This is a genomic window from Kitasatospora sp. NPDC091207 (genome assembly GCF_044768625.1).
GTDB lineage: Bacteria > Actinomycetota > Actinomycetes > Streptomycetales > Streptomycetaceae > Kitasatospora.
Map to the genome: position 1 here is coordinate 33,223 of NZ_JBIVVS010000005.1, position 18,936 is coordinate 52,158.

Consider the following 18,936-nt stretch of genomic DNA (forward strand, 5'->3'; position numbering starts at 1 on the left):
TCACCTGCTCCCGTTCGGGCCGGCCGGCCTGGGCGCGGCCGGATACAGCGAGGCCGGGAACAGGCTGACCGGGAATCCTCCGTCGTCCAGCAGAGGCGAGAGGATCCGTGCGATCCGCTCCAGGTTCTCGCTGTGGGCGATGGTGTGGTGGTCGGCCGCCATCTCGTGAACGGTGATCGGTCCGCCCACGAACGCGGCGAAGCCGTTGGTGGTGTCGGAGCTGGCACGCGGCACGGCCGGCAGGTCGTTGCTGTTCCCCTCGCCCAGGAATCCCTCGGTGGCGTGGAAGAGCGTGGTGGGCACCGGTGCGAGCAGCGGCTCGGGCCGGTAGTCCTGGAGCAGGTCGCCGTTGCGCAGCATCACCTCGTGGCGGACCAGGATCTGCCGGGTGATCACCGCCGGGTCGGGATGCGACGGCGAGCGGTCGTGGATGTGCCGGGCCACCACCCGCAGCTGCCCGTCCAGATCGAGCCCGCCGAGGTCGGAGAGCCTGATCTGCTCGGTCACGCCCCACCGTTGGCACATCGCGTTGCCGAGCATCACCACCGAGAAGGCCTCCGCCTCGACCGCGGTCACCGTGCCCCAGTCGACGCTGTCCCAGGCCTCGGTACCGGGCATGATGGGGTCGATCGCGATCAGGTGGGACACCTCCTCACCGGCCTGCTGCAGCCGGCGGGCCATCTCGTAGGCGAGCACTCCGCCGAACGAACAGCCGCCGAGCAGATACGCCTCACCGGGGAACCGACTGCGCAGCTCGTCGACGTAGTGGGCGGCCATCTCGCCCACCGAGTCGTAGGCGCGTGGCTCGACGGTCAGCGACGCGGCGCCGATCTGCTCCAGACCGACCACCGGCTTGCCCAGCCCCAGATGGCGGGAGAGGTACATCGCGTAGCTGACCTCCCCGTAGAGGTTGTGGGCCCAGACGGATCGCCTCCCGTTGCCGTGCTGGTTGATCGCGACCAGCGGCGACGGTGCGCCGGAGGCGGCCACGGTAGACGTGCTCCGGCCGGCCAGCCGCTCGGCGATCTCATCCACGGCCTCCGGGCCCGCCAGTGTCCAGGGCTCGCGGTCGAGGTCGTGGACGAGCGGCGGCGGGGCGATCCAGCGGTCGAAGTCTCCGAGGCGGCCGGTCACCCCCCGCGTCGCGCGGACGACGACTCCCGCGCCGATTCCGCTCAGCGGGCGCGGCGTGTGGCCGGTGACCGCCGCACGGATGAACATCCGCCAGCGCGCGGCCCGCCGCATCAGCAGGGTCAGCGCCTCCCCCGCCAGCGGGGCGTGGGCGACGAGGTGCCGAGCCGCGCCCTGGGCCAGGTCTGCGAGCTCCTGCGCCGACCCGCTGTCGGCTCGTGGTACGGGCGGTGCGCCCCAGGAGGCCGCGAACACGCCCGCGACCTCTGCCACCGCCTCGGCCCGGCTCTCCGGCGGCAGAGCGAGCGCCGGGTCCGGGGTACCGAGGAGAAGGAGTTCCGCCACGTCGACGCCTCGGTCGAGCAGGCCGCGTACCGTCTCCGCCGCGACGCGGCCCGCCAGTCCCTGCCCGACGATGCGGCAGGGACCGTCCGTGCCGTGCCGTTCGGCGATCACCGCGGCACAGCGCTCGGCAAGCTCCTCGACGTCCCCCGCGGGGCCGCCCTCCCGGTCGAAGCCCGGAGCCTCCAGGCCGACCACCGGGCCGGTCTCGGCCAGACGGGCACTCAGGTGGAGCAGCCAGGTCAGTTCACCGGTGTCGCCGAACAGGCAGTAGGAGGGGACACCGGTGTCGGGTCCGGGGAACTCCACGACACGGGGTGCCGGAAGCTCCGGCTGAGGCACCGGTGTGCCCTCCGGCGGCAGCGGTACCTCGCCGTCCTCGGGGACTTCGTCGGGCAGCACATAGCTCTCGTCCAGGTGGACCGCCAGCCGGTCCACGCTCGGGTACTCCAGGATGGCCGCCATGGGGATGTGGTCCCCGTACCGGGCCTGGATCTGTTGCATGATCCGCATGGCGCCGATGGAGTCGACGCCGTAGCCGGCGAACTCCCGTGCCGGGTCGATGTCCTGGGCCGGAATCCCGATCCCCTCGGCAACGGCCTCGCGGACGTGGCGGCGCAAGGCGTCCAGCCGGTCCTCGGTGGCGGCCGCGGCGGGGGCGGGCACGACGGGGGCGGGGTCGGGAAGGGGCATGGGGAAAGGCGCGGAGGGGAGTGCAGGGACCACGGCCGCCTCGGGCACGTGCCTCGGGGACGGGTCTGGCACCCCGCTCTCGGCCGGCTGCGGCACCGGAACGGGCTCGGCCGGCGCGTCCACCCAGTGCCGCTCCGGGGCGAACGGGTAGCCGGGCAGCGAGACCCGGCGACGGCTCCGCTCCGGGTGGAGCACGCTCCAGTCGACGTCGGCGCCGGCCGTCCACAGCCCGGCGAGCCGACCCGGCTCGCCGGCGCGCGCCTGCTCGACCGCGAGCGCGAACAGGTCCGGGTCGGCCGCCGCACCTCCGGGCGGGGCCATGCACAGGCCCGGGTGCGTCTGCGCCTCGCCATGGGCACGCAGGGCGTCAGCGAGCTCCACCAACGAATCGGTGACCACCGCGAGCCGGGCCTCGAAGGGGGTTCGGCCCGCCTGGAGGGTGTGAGCCACGTCCGCCGGCGACAGCGTCCGCAGGCCGCCCTCACGCTCCTGCCGGCGCAGGAACCGCTCCAGGCCACCGGCCGCGTGGCGCAGCCGCTCGTGGTCACGGGCGCTGAGGACGAACACCTGCGTCCCGGCCGGTTCCCGGTCGGCGCCGGCCGCGGTCCCGGTCGGTGGCTCCTCGACGACGAGATGGGCGTTCATCCCGCCGAACCCGAACGAGCTGATCCCGGCCCGCAGCGGAAGCTCCCGGCCGGCCGCGTCCGACATCCGTTCCCAAGGGCGGACCGATCCGACCAGGTAGAACGGCGATCCGGCCGGCTCGATCAACGGGTTGACCTGCTCCAGATGCAGGGTCTCCGGCAGGATGCGATGGCGCATGGCGAGGATCACCTTGAACAGTCCGGCCATGCCGGCGGCGGTCTCCAGGTGGCCGACGTTGGTCTTGGCACTGCCGAGACCGCAGTACTGCCGCCGCCCGCTCTCGTCGGAGCCGAAGGCGGTGCACAGACCGGTGAACTCGATCGGGTCACCCAGCGCCGTGCCGGTGCCATGGGCCTCCACGTAGCCGATCTGCGACGGTGTCACACCGGCGCGCCGCTGTGCCCGGGCGATCACCTCGGCCTGGGCCGTGGGGTTCGGAGCCGTCAGCGAGGCCGACCGGCCACCGTGGTTGGTGGCGCTGCCGGTGATGAGCGCATGGACGTGGTCACCGTCGGCCAGAGCGCGGGAGAGCGGCTTCAGCAGCACGGCCCCGACGCCCTCGCCGCGGACGTAGCCGTCGGCGCGGTGGTCGAAGGCCTTGCACCGTCCGTCGGCGGCGAGCATCCCGGAGCGGTCGAACGCCTCGAAGGCGGTCGGGGTCAGGATCACGTTGACCCCGCCGGCGACGGCCAGGTCGCACTCTCCGGTCTGGATGGACCGGACGGCGCGGTGCAGTGCCACCAGGGAGCTGGAGCACGCGGTGTCGACGGGTTCGCTCGGGCCGCGCAGGTCGAGCAGGAAGGAGACCCGGTTGGCCAGCACGCTGTGGTCGTTGCCGGTCATCAACTGGCCGTCGGCCTCGGCGCCGCGGGCCCGGGCGAGTTCGCCGTACTCGGTGGAGGCGACGCCCACGAAGAGCCCGCAGGCGGTTCCGGCCAGCGAGGCCGGGTCGTGGCCGGACTCCTCGATCGCCGCCCACACGGTCTGCAGGAAGAGCCGGTGCTGGGGGTCCATCAGCCGTGCCTCGCGCGGGCTGATCCGGAAGAAGCCGGCGTCGAACCGGTCGACCCCGTCGAGGAATCCGCCCCAGCGGGGCGAGCCGGGGACATCCTCGCCGAACCGATCGGCAGGCGCCCGTCCGATCAGGTCGTGGCCGGCGACGAGGTGCGCCCAGTAGGAGTCCAGGTCCGGTGAGCCAGGGAAGGCTCCGGCCATTCCGACGACCGCGACCGGCTCGGCCTCCGCGCCGGTGGCAGGGTGTACCGGGAACTCCGCCCGGTCCGGCTTCGTGGGCGGAGAGTTCGGCGACAGCGGGGCGGTCGCCGGTGCGGGAGCGTCCGTGGCCATGGGCCCGGCTGTCACCGGCAGCCTGAGCGCGGCCGGCCGGACCGGTTCGGACGGTGCGGCCGCGTCCTCGGGGCGGGCAACGGCGACATGGGCCATCAGGGCGGCGAGGTCGCGGAAGCCATACAGGACGGCGGGCCCGATCTCCACCCCGAGCTCCCCGGCGATCCGGTCGGCGAGATGCACCATGGTCACCGAGTCGAATCCGAAGTCGCTGAGGTGGTCACCGAGGTCGATGTCCTCCGGCCGGAGTCCCAGAAGATCGCAGATCACCTCGACGACGGCCTGCTCGACGGACGACTGATCGACCGACGGGCCCGCGGGTTGCCGGGCCGGGCACAGCGCCATGAGTTCGGTCGGTTCGGTCGGTTCGGTCGGTTCGGTCGGTTCGGTCACGCGGTACTCCTCGGTGGGCCGGGGCTGCGCCCGGAAGGGGTCTTCGGCCGGGTCGGCGACGGAGAGGTCGAGCCAGTACCGCCGGCGGGCGAAGGGGTAGTGCGGCAGCGAGACGACGCGGCGCGGCCCGCCGTCGATCCGGAGCGGTCCGGCGGACCGACCCGCTGCCCAGGCGGCGGCCAGTTCGACGAGTTCCGCCTCACTCGTCGTACTGCTCGTGGGCCCTTCGGGCGCCGGACGGTCCTCGGCGGACGCGCCGGTCAGCATCCGGGGGTGCGGTCGCCCGTCGAGGAAGGCGTCGAGCACCTCGACGGCTTCGGGAGTGGCACCCACGACCATGGCCAGGCGCGCGGCGAGCGGCTCCCGGCCGACCCGCAGGGTGTGCGCGATGTCGGCCAGCGGCGGCAGTCCAGCCGCCCGCCCCAGGAAGTCCCGCAGAAGACGGGCCTGTTCGCGTAGTTGCTCCGGGCGCCGGGCGGAGAGCACCAGCAACTCCGGGCCTTCGGCCTCCGGCGCCCCGGTCTCCGTGGGCGGCGCCTCCTCCAGAACGATGTGGGCGTTGGCCCCGCCTGCGCCGAAGGAGCTGAGCGCCGCCCGGCGCGGCGCGCCGGCCGGGCGCTCCGGCCACGGGGTCGGGCGCCGGGCCACCGAGAAGTCGTCCGCGGTCGCCGGGCCGTCGGTACCGAGCGTCGGCGCGACGGCGCCGTGCCGCAACTGAAGGACGAGTTTCGCCAGTTGCGCCATTCCGGAGGCAGCTTCGAGGTGGCCGATGTTCGGCTTGAGAGAACCGATCGCCAGCGGCACCCCGTTCTCGCCCCGCCGGTACGCCTCACGCAGCGCGGCGAGTTCGACCGGGTCGCCGACCGGCGAACCGGTCGCCTGGGCCTCGACGTACTGGACCGAGGCCGGATCGACCCCGGCGGAGCGCAGTGCGGTGGTGATCAGGTCGACCTGCGCCTCGGTGCTGGGAACGGCGTAGGCCTCGCGCCCACCGTCGGCGTTGACGGCCGATCCGATCACGCAGGCGTGGATGCGGTCGCCGTCCCTCAGCGCGTCGGACAGCCGCTTCAGGACTACGGCGCCTACTCCCTCGCCGATGACCATGCCGTCGGCCTCGGTGTCGAAGGCCCGGCTCCGCCCGTCGTGCGAGAGCATCCGGGAAGCGGACAGGCCCAGGTGGTGGCTCGGGTGGAGGATCAGGTTGACGCCGCCGACCAGCGCCGCGGAGCAGTCACCGAGTCGCAGGCTCTGGGCGGCCTGGTGGAGGGCGGTGAGCGCGGACGAGCACGCCGTGTCCACGGCGATGCTGGGGCCGGAGAAGCCGAAGCAGTGCGAGACGCGGTTGGCGATCGCCCAGGGGGACGAGTGCGCGAGCAGTCGCCTGCCGCGGCCCCACTGCTCGGTCGCCAGCAGCTGGTAGTCACCGTGCATGACGCCGACGAACACGCCGACCTTCGGGCTGCCTCCACCGGCTTGTTCCCGCAGCCGCGCCGGCGGCCAGGCGGCGTCCTCCAGCGCCTCCCATCCCGTCTCCAGGAACAACCGCTCGGCCGGGTCCATGCGCTCGGCCTCGCGCGGAGAGATCCGGAACAGCAACGGATCGAAGTGGCCGACGTCGCGCAGGAACGCCCCCCAACGGTGGTAGCTGCGGGTCGGGTCCGTGCCGGTCGGATCGTCGTGCTCGGTCAGCGGCCAACGATCCGCCGGCACCTCGGTGATCGCGTTCCGGCCGGCCAGCAAGTTGTCCCAGAAGGCGTCCAGGTGGGCGGCCATCGGATAGCGGCCGGCCATCCCGACGAGGGCGATCGGCTCGTGAGCGCCCCCGGCCGGGCCCGGCCGGGGGGTGGTGTACCACTCGCTGGCTCGCGGTTCCGGGGTCTGCCGCTCGATGGCCCGCGGCTCGGTGCTCCGCGACTCCGTAGTGGGCGCCGCTGCTTCCGCCGGAGGATCGGTCGGCACGAAGACTCGTTCTTCGAGCGGTGCCAGACGCTCCGACAGCTGCCCGCCGATCCGGGCGACGAGCGTCTCCGCGATGCCGGTCACGGACTCGCCGCCGAGCAGCGCTCCCTGCGGTACCGGCCCGAGGTCCCGCTCCAGCTGCTCGACCGCCTCCATGGTGGTGAGCGAGTCGCTGCCGTAGGCGCTGAGCGGAGCCGAGGGATCGAGCTCCTCGACCGGCATCCTCAACAGCCGTGCGTACAGGCCGGTGAGGTGACCCACGGTCCTGGCGACCAGGCTGTCGGGCACCGGGACCGGTGCCGGTGCGCGGTCCGGCCGACCCGGGTCCGACGAGGTGGCCGGCCCGCGCGCCGGTACTCGGACGGGGTGCTCCCGCCAGGAGCCGCGCCGGGCGAGGAAGAGGTGCTGGCCCCCCTGGTCGGCGCCGAGGCCCGGAACACCGTGGCGGGACACCCCTGCGAAGCCGGCCTCCACGAGAAGGGCGGGCCAGGCCCCGGGCCCCGCCAACGGCGAGTGGGGAAGCCTCAGCCGTCCGTCCTCGGCGAGCCACCAGCCGTCGGTGAGGCCGAAGATCGCGGTGACGGCGTCCAGCACCCTGGTCGCCTCGTTGAGCAGCAACAGGCCGCCCGGCGCGGTCAGCGCCGCGACGTTGCGCAGGGTGCGGCGCAGGTCCGCCGTCGCGTGGAGGACGTTGGTCGCGATCACCAGGTCGTACCTGGCACCGCCGAAGCCCTGCTCCGCCAGGTCGCCCGCGATGTCCAGCACGGTGAATTCGGCCTGGGGCCGAGAGGCACCGAAGCGCTCGCGGGCACCCGCGACCAGGGTGGCGGCCAGGTCGGTGCAGGTGTAGCTCACCCGGTCGGCCAGCGGATCGAGGGCGTCGAGGACCGGCCGGGTGGTCCCGCCCGTTCCGGCCCCGATCTCCAGGATCCGCACCGGTGCGTCGCCGGCCGCATCGGCGGACCGCACCGCCGCCAGGACCGCCGCGGCACACAACGCGTTGAAGTACGCGGTGCGCGGGTCGTCGTGGTACAGCGCGGCGACCCGTCGGTCCGAGCCGCCGGGGAAGAGCACGTCCAGTCCCCGGCGGGCGCCGGTGAGGACGTCCGGCAGGGCCCGCACGCAGTCGTCGAGCAGGTCCAGCGTCGGTCCGGCCTGGGGGAAGGACTCCAGCAGGGCGCCCCGCGTCCAGGGCCCGCTCCCGCCAGCGACGACCTCGTCAAGCCCCGGCAAGGTGACGATCCGCCCACCGGAGCGCCGGATCCAGCCGCCGCGGTCGATCGCGGCCAGCAGCGCTTCGTACAACGGTCGCTGCCGGTCGGTCACACCGAACCCAGTCCGCAGCGCCACCTCGTCGTGGTCCTCGCCGGACCGTCGGAGCAGGCCCGTCGAGGCGAGTGCCCGGAGCACCTGGCGGCGACCGTAGGCGTCGACGGCGTCCAGGTAACCGGAGTCGAACGGTGCCCCGTGGGCGGTCTGTGCCCGGCGGATCGCCGCGGCGGCCCGCTCGGCCACGGGGCTCCTGGGCACCGCCTCGGCCCGGTGCACGACGCCGGTGGCCACCGGCGTCGCCTCGGCCAGCGCGGCGGAAGCCTTCAGCGGGGCGATCTGGACCACTCCGCCGCCCAGGGCCCGACGGAACGCCTGGACCCCCTCGGCTGCCGAGAGCGGCCGGACACCCCAGCTCGCCAGGCGTTCGCGGTGCTCGTCGGTGGCGACCGCCCCCTGCTCGCCCCAGTAGCCCCAGTCGAACACGGTCACCGGCCAGTGCCGGCTGCTCTGGAGGTAGCGGCCGTAGGCGTCCAGGAACGTCGATCCGGCAGCGTAGTTGGACTGCCCCGGGTTGCCGGTGTGGGCGATCGCGGAGGAGAAGAAGGCGACGAAGTCGAGCGGCTCGTCGCCGAGCGCCGCACAGAGCGCGACCGTCCCACGGGTCTTGGGGTCGAGGGCGGCCCGGAAGGTGGCCTCGTCCATCCGTGCGACGGTGCGGTCCGCGAGCACGAACGCGGTGTGCACCACGCCGTCGATCCCGCCGAAGCGCTCCCGCATGCGGTCGACGGCGGCCCGTACGGCCTCCGGGTCCGTGATGTCGCCGGACAGGTAGTCGACCTCTCCGCCGATCCGGCGCAGCCGGTCGAGCAGCCCTTCGGGCAGACGATCCACGGTCCTGCGGCCGACCAGCAGCAGGCGGGCGCCGTACTCCGACAGCAGGTGCTCGCCGATGGCCTGGCCGAGTCCGCCGGCGCCGCCGACCAGCAGGTACCTGCCCCCTCGGCGCAGCGGGAGGCGCCCCGGTTCGGGCTCGTCCAGAACGGCGGGTTCCAGGCGTTTGACGAGGCGGGCCCCGTCGCGCAGCGCGGTCTCGGTGGGTGGTGAGGCGGCCGGCTCGGCGTCGATGAGGGCGAGCAGGGCGTCCCAGTCGCCGGCCTCGGCGTGCCGGGTGAGGTCGGCGCCGGCCAGGTCGATTCCGGTGACCTCCAGGAACGGGAGTTCCCGAGCGATGGTGCGGGTGAGCCCGTGCAACGAGGCGGCGAACGGGTGTTCCGCCGGCACGAGGTCGTCGATCTGCTGGGAGTCGCTGGTCAGGACGGTGAGCCGGGCCCCGCGCGGTCGTCGCTCGGCCAGCGCGCGGGCGAGCCGGAGCAGCGCCAGGCTGCCGTCACGCTGGGTCTCCTCCAGGTGGTCGAGGTCGGTGGCCGAGTACCGGCGGTGGTCCACGCCGCCGAGGAAGTACACCGCGGCCGGCCCGGGCCCGCCGGCGAGCAGTGCCCGGCAGGCCTCCGTGTCGCGGAGCCCCGCGAGGTCGACCCGGCGCGCCCGCGGGGCGTGCCGGGCGACCAGCGCGTCCGCGAGACCGTGGTCGTGACCGGCCGTCAGCACCAGCACGGGCCCGTCGGCGGGGCGTACCTGCGGTGCGGTCGCCGGCGGGTCGACCCGCCAGACCGGCCGGTAGTACGGCACCTCCTCCGGCACCGTCCGGGAGCGGACGACCACGAGGTCGGTGAAGCGTGCCAGCGGTGCGCCGTGTGCGTCGGCGATCGTCACCTCGCAGTGGACGATGCCGTGTTCCTCGTCGGCCGAGGTGACTCTGGCGTGGGCGAACCGGGCCGTGCCGGTGGGTGCGTACAGGTCGACGCGGCCGAGGGACGCCGGCACGGTCGCGGGCCGTGGCCAGGCCGGGAGCGCACCCTGGACGGCGTGCAGGCCGGCATCGGTGATGCCCGGCTCCAGCCACCACCCCCGGGCGGATCCCCGGGGCGGCGGGGCGAGTTCGGCCAGTGCCTCGTCCGGTCCGCACAGCAGCCGTCGTACCAGTCGGTAGGAGGGGCCGTAGCGCAGGCCCTGGCGCTCGGCGTCGCCGTACAGCTGCCCGGCCGGTCGCTCGCGCCGGCACCGCGCCCGGACCGAGGCCTGGTCGAGCGGCTCCGGCTGCGGCGTCGGCCCGTCGGCGAGGTGGGCGGTGGCCGTCGCGTGCAGGTCGTCGCCCGTGCCGGTGACGCCGATGTCCGCCGAGGTGCCTCCCGGGTTCACCCGCACGGTCACGGCGGCGCCGGTCACGGCCAGGGGCGAGCGCCAGCGCACGTCCGTCAGCGCGGCTACCCGGCGGCCGGTCGCGGCGCCCGCCGCGGCCCGGACCAGTTCGAGATGGGCGACCCCCGCCAGTACCGGCCGCCCGTCGACGACGTGGTCGGCGACCACCGGCTCCGCCGGGTCCAGGACGACGGTGAAGGTGGTGTCCCCGGACCACGGCCCGTCGGCGCGGGAGGTGAACGGCTCGGGCACCGGCAGGCGGGTGCCGGTCCCTCGCGGGGGCGGCGTGGTCGCCGGCCAGTGGGAGGGCCCGGCGAAGGGGTACGCGGGCAGCGGGACCACCCGGGGCGCGTCCGGGGCGGTCGGCACCGGATGGAACGGCTGCCAGTCGATGTCCGCGCCGTCCGCCCAGGCCCGGCCGAGGCTGTCCCAGTCGTGGCGGGAGCCCGCTGGGCCGGCCCCGGCGGCCGGTCCCGGGCGGATCGGGTCCGCGCGGCCGGTGACCAGCCCGGGGTCCTCGGCCCCGGCGGCGAACCGCCGCAGGCGGTCACGCAGCTGACCGGTGCTCCGGACGACCGTGGCGAGCCGGTGGTCCAGGGCGTCGCGGCCGACCTGGAGTGTGAAGGCGATGTCCCGCAGCGATGCCGGGGCGTCGGCCGCGTCGATGCGGTCGGCCAGTCTGGCGGCCAGGACCGGAAGCCGCTCCTCGGTCCGGGCCGACAGCAGGACGAGGTGCTCCTCGCCCGGCTCGGGCTCCGTGGTCGGCGGCGCGGCCGCCCGGTACTCCTCGACCACGACGTGGGCGTTGGCACCGCCCGCGCCGAAGGAGCTGAGGGCGGCCAGGCGCGGACCACCGCCGGCGGGCGGTGCCCAGGGTTCGGCGGTCCGCTGGAGCCGGAACGGGGACGACTCGAAATCGATCTTCGGGTTGGCCGGCTCGCTGTGCAGCGTGGGCGCGAGCGTGCCGTGCCGCAGCTGAAGGACGATCTTGCTGAGCCCGGCGATTCCGGCCGCCGCCTCGGCATGGCCGATGTTCGGCTTCACCGACCCGATCGCGCAGTATCCGCGGTCCGCGGTGTGCTCGGCGAAGGCCCGGGTCAGCCCGTCGATCTCGATCGGGTCGCCGAGCTCGGTGCCGGTGCCGTGCGCCTCGACGTAGCCGATCCGGCGGGCGTCGACGCCGGCGCGCCGCAGCGCCGTTCGGATCACCGAGGCGTGCCCCCGGGGCGACGGAACGGTGTACCCGTTGGTCCGGCCGCCGTGGCTGACGGCCGTACCCCGGATCACCGCATGCACATGGTCGCCGTCGGCGAGCGCGTCGGCCAGCGGCCGGAGCACGACCGCGCCGATCCCCTCACCGGGCACGAAGCCGTTGGCGCCTTCGCCGAACGCACGGCAGACACCGTCGGCGGAGATCATCCGCTGCTCGGCGAGCATCGCGTACTTCATCGGATGGAGGTTCAGATAGGCCCCGCCGGCCACGGCCATCCGGCACTCGCCGTGCCGAAGGCTCTCGCACGCCAGGTGCAGCGCGGTGAGGGAGGCCGAGCAGGCCGTGTCGACGACGATGCTCGGCCCGTGCGCGTCCAGCAGGTAGGAGAGGCGGTTGGCCAGCGAGAACTCCATCGAGTAGGCCGGGACGGGGTTGCCCTTGCCCCACTCCTCGGCCGCCACCAGCTCGTACGCCATCCCGGTGGTGCCGACGAACACCCCCAGGGCGTGTCCGTCCTCACCGGCCGTGGTCCGGTGCAGCCGCGTCCGGGAGTAGCCGGCGTCCTCGATGGCCGACCAGGCCACCTCCAGGAACAGCCGCTCGGCCGGGTCCATCCGCTCCGCCTCTCGGGGCGCGATGGCGAAGTGCAGCGAGTCGAAGCGGGTGACGCCGTCGAGGAAGCCGCCCCAGCGCCCGTAGCTGCTGCCGGGGCGGCGCTCGCCCCGGTCGAACCAGCGTTCCTTGTCCCAGCGGTCGGCCGGGATCTCGCCGGTCAGGTCGCGCCCCGCCAGCAGCGCCGCCCAGAGCGCCTCCAGGTCGGCGGCGCCCGGGTAGCGGCCCGCGATGCCGACGATCGCGATGGCGTCCTCGGCCACCGGCTCCGGGGCGGGACCGACCGGGACGACGGTCGTGGCGGCCTCGGTCCGGACCGAACGCCGTGGTCCGCCGCTCGTAGCCGCCGGCCCCGCCATGCCCCGCAGCGGCTCGGGGTGGTGCTCGGCCAGGTACCCGGCCAGCTCGGCGGCCGAGCGGTACTCGAACATCAACGTCGCGGGCAGCTCGCCGAAGCGGTCCTCCAGCGCCACCGAGATCCGTTTGATCATGACCGAGTCCACGCCCAGGGTGGAGAACTCCTGGTCAGCCCGGAACAGCCCGGGCTCGATCCCGGTCAGCCCGCAGATCACACCGGCGACGAAGGCCCGGGCCGCCTCGGCGAGCCCGTCGGCCGGCGCCGGCGCACGCTCGGCACGGTCCGACCGTCCGGGCCCCGGCGCGGTCCGCCCGTCGACGAACTCCCGGATCCGCTGCCGGTCCCCATGCACCACCAGGAGTTCCGGCTCGCCGGCGCGCAGCGCGGCGAGCATGACGTCGAGCCCTGTTCCGGCGGGCATCGCCGTCATGCCCTGGAGCTCTTCCACGGCCCTGGCGTCCTCCGCGGCCAGTGCCATCCCGTCGCCCTCCCAGAGCGGCCAGCCGACCGAGACCGTCCGGCCCGAACGGCGACCGGCCTCGACGGCCTCCGCCCGGGCCCGGGCGAATGCGCCGAGCGTCCGCGAGGCGGCCGCGTAGTCGCCCTGGCCGGCATGGCCGAGGTACCCCGCCATCGAGGAGAAGAGCACGAACGCTTCGAGCGGCTCGGCCGCAGTGGCCTCGTCCAGGTTCCGGGCACCGAGCACCTTGGGGCCGAGCACCCTCCGGTGAGCGCCGGGCCGCTTGTTCACGATGTACGCGTCCTCGTTGACGCCCGCGAGGTGCAGGACCCCGGTGATCGGTCCGAACTCCGAACGGGCCAGCGTCACGGCCCGCCGCACGTCCTCCGGGACCGTCACGTCGCCCCGGCTCCAGCGCACCAGGCCGCCCGCCGCTTCGATCCGGGCGAAGGCGGCGCGCCGGGCGGTGTCGGGTTCGGAACGCCCCAGCAGCACCAGCCTGGCCCGGGACCGGGCGGCCAGCAGCTCGGCCAGCCGCAGGGCGATCCCGCCACCGCCACCGGTCACCAGGTGGACTGCCTCGTCGGCGAGACGGTGCGGCGTGTCCATCGGGAGTTCGACGGCCGGCAGCGCCCGGACCCACCGGCCCGCGTCGTCGTACCGGACCTGGCACAGGGCGGCTTCCTCTGCCGCGGCCAGCTCCGCCAGCGCGAGCGGCACCGGATCGGCCGACGGGTCGGCGCAACCGACCGCGACCATCCTCAGCCGGCGGTCCTCGCGGGCCGCCACCGTGCAGAAGCCCCCCAAGGCGTCGGCTGACTGGGCCTGGTCCGGGCCGCAGGCGACGAGGGCCACCCGGGGTCGCTCGCCGATCCGGCCCCGGATCAGCGTGCGCACCAGGGGGTACACGGCGTCGAGGCACTGCTGCGGACCGCCCGACGTCACCAGGACGACGCGCTCCACCGTCACGCCCCCGCGCTCCAGCTCGCCCCAGAGGCGTTCCCAGCCGGCGTCCTCGTCCGTCCCCACCCGGAAGCGGCCGGTGCCGTCACTCCGAAGGCCTGCGCCGGGAGTGGCATGCACCAGCACGGCGCCGTCCGGGACCCGCACCGCGACCTCGCCGTCGGCGACGATCAGCACGCCTCGCGCGACTCCGGCTCCGGCTCCGGCTCCGGCTCCGGCCGATGGCGGCACGGGACGCGCCTCCCACCCCGGCCGCAGGAACACCAGCGGCGGCGCGGTGGTGAGCAGCGCGGCGGCCTCCGCCGGGGTCAGCTCGCCGCGGCGCACCCGGTCGAGGATGTCCCGCCGGAACGACTTGGGGATCACAGCACACCTTCCAGCAACTGTTCGGCCTGATCGACGGAGACCCGGCCCTCCTGGAGGGCCCGCAGCAGCTCCGGAACATCGGGTTGCCCGGGCGTCGAGGCCCCGGGCGAGGGCTCGTCAGGCGACGGGGGAACGACGTCGGCCCAGTGCCGACGGGCCTCGAACGGGTACGCCGGGAGCGGGACCCGGCGCGGTGGCGGGCCGTCCGTCGGGCGGCGCCACCGGGGACCACCGCCCACCCAGCCACGAGCCGCCTCGTACGGATCCTCGGGGACGGGCAGGTCCCCGTCCGGACCGGCGGGCCGCGGCCGGCCCACCCGGCCGGTGACCACCCGTTCGTCGGCCTCGCCCGCCAGGTGCCCGCGCAGCAGCAGCCGCACCTCCGCGAGGTCGTGGGCCACCACGGCCAGGCGGTGACCCATCGCGTCCCGACCCTCCCGCAGGGTGTGGGCGAGCGCGGCGAAGTCCAGCGGTACCGCCCTGTCCTCCTCCCCCGCGGCCAGGAAGTCGTGCAGCAGGCGCACCTGGTCGCGGAGCCGCTCGGGCGTGCGGGCCGAGAGGGGGACGACCTCGGGCCCGGTCGGCCCCGGGACCGAGGGACGCGGGGCGCGGTACTCCTCCAGCAGCACGTGGGCGTTGGTGCCGCCGAGGCCGAAGGCGCTGACCCCGGCCCGGCGCGGGCCCGCGCCGGACGGCCACGGGGTGAGCCGGTCCACCACCCGGAAGGGGCTGCCGTCGAGGTCCAGCAGCGGGTTGGGCTCGGTGAAGTGCAGGGTGGGCGGGAGCAGCCCGTACCGCATGGCCAGGACGGTCTTGACCACACCGGTGAGGCCGGCCGCCGCTTCGGTGTGGCCGACGTTGGACTTGACCGAGCCGATGCCGCACCACGGCTCGACCGGTTCGCTCTCGGGCCGTCCGGCAGAGGCGGCGAACGCCTTGCGAAGGCCGCGCAGTTCGATCGGGTCCCCGATCTCGGTGCCGGTGCCGTGCGCCTCGACGTAGCCGATCGTCTCGGGGGCGACGCCGGCCTCCCGGTGGACCGAGGCGATCAGGTCGGCCTGGGCGTTGGGGTTGGGCATCATCAGCGAGTCCATGTGGCCGCCGCCGCCGTGCGAGACACCGCTGCCCCGCACCAGCGCGTACACCGTGTCGCCGTCGGCCAGGGCCCGTGACAACGGCTTGAGCAGGACCGCGACCACCGCCTCGCCGCGCACCATTCCGTTGGCCCGCCGGTCGAACGCGGCGCAGCGACCGTCGGGCGACAGCACGCCGAGCTGGCCGAGGGCGACGAACAGGTCGGCGGTCAGGAACAGGTGCACACCGCCGGCGATCGCGGCCTCGCACTCGCCGGACCGCACCGAACGGACCGCGCGGTGCAGGGCCGTCAGGGAGCTGGAGCAGGCGGTGTCCACGGCTTCGCTGGGGCCGCGCAGATCGAGTTGGTAGGAGATCCGGTTGGCGATCAGACAGTGTCCGTTCCCGCTGACGACATGTGCCTCCCGGTGCCGGCCCGCACGGTGGAGCTGCCAGTCGTAGTCGCGGGACGTCGCCCCGATGAACACCCCGGTGCGGCTGCCGCGCAGTTCGGCGGGGCTGTGGCCGGAGTCCTCGACCGCGTGCCACGCGGTCTGGAGCATGAGGCGCTGCTGCGGGTCCATCAGCTCCGCCTCCAGCGGCGTCATGCCGAAGAACTCCGCGTCGAAGCGGTCCACGCCGTCGATGAACGATCCCCAGCGGCTGTTCACGGTGCCCCGTGCCCGGTGCGGGTCGCCGAACACCTCCTGCCAGTCGAAGCGGTCGGCGGGGATCTCGGTGACCAGGTCGACGCCGTCCCGCAGGTTGTGCCACCAGGTGCGGAGGTCGGGCGACTCGGCGAACCGGCCGGCCATGCCGACGATCGCCACCGGGTCGTCCTCGCGCACACGGACCGAGGTCACGGCCGAGTCGTGCGGAGCGGGCTCGACCTCCGCGGCCGGACCCGCCTGCACCGTGGTCGCGGCCACCGACCGGGTACTGGGCACCGGGGCGTGCTCGGCCAGGTGCGCCGCGAGAGCGGCGATGGTGGGGTGCTCGTACAGCAGCACCTTGGGCAACCGGCCGAAGGTGGGTTCCAGTGTGCGGGCCAGCTGGATCGCGCTCAACGAGTCCATTCCGTAGGCGTCGAACGGGCTGTGCACGTCCACGTCGTCGACGGGGAGACCGAAGAAGCGGGCGAAGACAGGCCGCAGCAGCTCGCCGACCTCGGCGGCGTCGGCGACGGCCGCCGGGACGCCCTGCTCGCTACCGGACCGGTCGGCCGGCGGCCCGGGCACCACCGCGGGCGCCACGTGCTCGGGCTCGGCCGCCTCGGTCGCCCCGACCTCGACCGGCGTCACCACCGTCGTGGGTACCCGGCTGAACAGCACCGCGTTGTCGAACTCCGTCTCCGCCAGGTCGGGTGCGCCCAGGGCCCAGGTCCGTTCGAAGCCCTGGGCCGCGAGGGCGGCCCGCCAGCCCGGCACGTCGAGGAACGGCGAATGCGGGAGGCGCACCTCCTGGTCGGTGGCGGCCCAGTAGCCCGGCAGCGCACCGATCATCGCGGTCATGCAGTCCCGATTGCGGACCAGCTCCTCCAGCACGAGCACTCCGCCGGGTGCCAGCAGGCGACGGATCCGGGCCAGGCTGTCGGCCATGCACCGGGTGGCGTGCACCGAGTTCGCCGCGACCACCACGTCCGCGCAGCCCGGGGTGAAGCCCTGCTGCTCGGGTTCGATGTCCAGGTCGAGCACCTTCGTCACGAAGGCGGGAGCCTGGCCGAAGCGGGCGCGCGCGGCGGGGAAGAAGGCCGGCGACACGTCGCTGAACGTGTAGTCCACGCCCGGGCCGTGCTCGGCGAGGACCTCCAGCAGCCTCCGGGTGGTACCGCCGGTGCCACCGCCGATCTCCAGGATCCGGACCGGTCCGTCCGGCCGCCTCCGACGCACGGCCGCCACCTGGGCGGCCACCAGCCTGGCCGCGATCTCGTTGTGGTGGTCCGCCACCGGATTGCCGTCGTAGATGCGCAGCAGGAGGTCCGGGTTGTCGCCGGCGAAGTACACCTCCAGCGGATCCACGATGCCGGCGAGCATCTCCGGCAGCCGCGGCATGCAGACCGCCACCAGGTCCAGCCAGGGGGCGAGTTCGGGGTGGTCGGCGGCCAGCGCGGCCGCTTCGGCCGTGAACTGCGGCGCCGCCGGGGCGGTTCCGGGCCGCGCCGCGCGCGAGATCAGCGGCGCGAGTGCGTCCACCAGGCGGCCGAAACGCTCCTGGTCCGCTAGCCCGGACCGCAGTTCGGCCGCGGTGGTCGTACGGCCCTCCGGTGCCAGCAGCGCGGAGCACCAGCGCCGCAAGAGCTCGTCCAGCCGGTCCATCCCGGCCGACAGCCGTTGCCCGGAGAACCCGGAGCCGGCCACGAAGCGGATCGTGCTCTCGACCACGTGACCCGTGTCGTCGGCGGCTGCTGCGACGGCCGGCACAGGAGCCGGGTCGTCCGCTGCCACCGGGGCCGGGTCGGGCGAAGGCCCGTCCGCTCCCGCCACCGACCAGGGAACGTCGTCGAACCAGTAGCGCTCACCCTCGAACGGGTGCGTCGGCATCGACAACCGCGGCGTACGCACCGGCGGCGACGCCGGCAGCGCCTGCCCACCCTCGACCCAGCGACGGGCGGCCTCGCCCGGCTCACTGTCACCGACCACCGTGCCGGGACGGGAGTCCCCGCGCAGGAAGGCGTCGAGCCGGCCGACAAGCTCCGGCAGGGACTCGGCGACGACGGCGAACCTGGCCGCCATCGGAGCGCGTCCGTGGCACAACGTCGCGGCGACCCGGTCCGGGCGCAGCTCCGGCCGCGCCGCCAGGAAGTGCCGGTGCCGCCGGACCAGCGCTCGCAACCGGTCCGGGTCGGACGCCGAGAACGGGAAGAACAGCGGCCCGCGCACCTGCGGCGGGGTCTCGGCCTCCGGGGCCTCCTCCAGCACCGCGTGTGCGTAGGCACCGCCGAACCCGAACGAGCTGACGGCCGCCCGGCGCGGTGTTTGCAGGGCCCCCTCCCAGCGGACCGGCTCGGTGTTGATGTAGAGCGGGCCACCGTCCAGACCGAGATGCGGGTTCGGCGTCCGGAAGTCCGGCATCGCGGGCAGCAGACGGTGCCGCAGCGACTGAACGGCCTTGACCACCCCGACCAGGCCGGCCGCGCCCTCCGTGTGGCCGAGGTGCGCCTTCGCGGTGCCGAGGGCGCAGAAGCCCACGGCGTCGGTGTGCCGCCGGAAGGCCTCGACGGCGCCTTCCACCTCGATCGGGTCTCCCAGGGCCGTGCCGGTGCCGTGGGCCTCCAGCAGACCGATGCTCCGCGGGTCGATGCCGGCTTCCTCCCAGGCCCGGAGCAGCAGCTCGGTCTGGCGGGCCGGGTTCGGCGCCGTCGCGGAGCCGGCCCGGCCCCCGTGGTTGACGGCCACGGACCTGATCACCGCATGGACCGGGTCGCCGTCGGCGCGAGCCCGGTCGAGCGGTTTGAGCAGCACCGCCACCACCGCCTCGCCGGGCACGTAGCCGTCCGCGCGGGCGTCGAAGCTGTGGCAGCGGCCCGACGGCGACAACGCGCCCAGGGCCGAACTGCGCAGGTAGTGCTGCGGGCTGAGGATCAGGTTGGCGCCGGCCGCGAAGGCCATGTCGCACTCGCCTCGGCGCAGCGCGTTGACCGCGAGGTGCAGGGCGTGCAGCGAGGAGGAGCAGGCGGTATCGACGGTCAGGCTGGGACCGGTGAGGTCGAAGACGTAGGAGGGCCGGTTGGCCGCCATCGCGACCGAAGTGCCGGTCACGTCGTGGGCCCTCGGGGCGAGGCCCCGGGCCAGCATCTCGTCCTCGTAGTCGTTGAAGCACCGGCCCACGAAGGTCCCGGTCCGCGAGCCG

The 18,936-nt window shown here is 74.6% G+C and carries 2 protein-coding genes (1 of these 2 only partly in view); both read right to left on the minus strand.

The features are described from left to right. Entirely contained in the window at nt 1-14,013 is a 14,013-nt protein-coding gene (locus ACIQTO_RS11860; protein ID WP_402386379.1) for an SDR family NAD(P)-dependent oxidoreductase, read from the minus strand. Next, nucleotides 14,010-18,936: the end of an SDR family NAD(P)-dependent oxidoreductase gene (locus ACIQTO_RS11865; protein ID WP_402386381.1), read on the minus strand. The gene runs 5,282 nt beyond the window's last position; the window shows 4,927 of its 10,209 coding nt (coding positions 5,283-10,209); its start codon lies off the right edge, out of view; its stop codon occupies nt 14,010-14,012. The genes ACIQTO_RS11860 and ACIQTO_RS11865 overlap by 4 nt, the downstream gene beginning before the upstream one ends.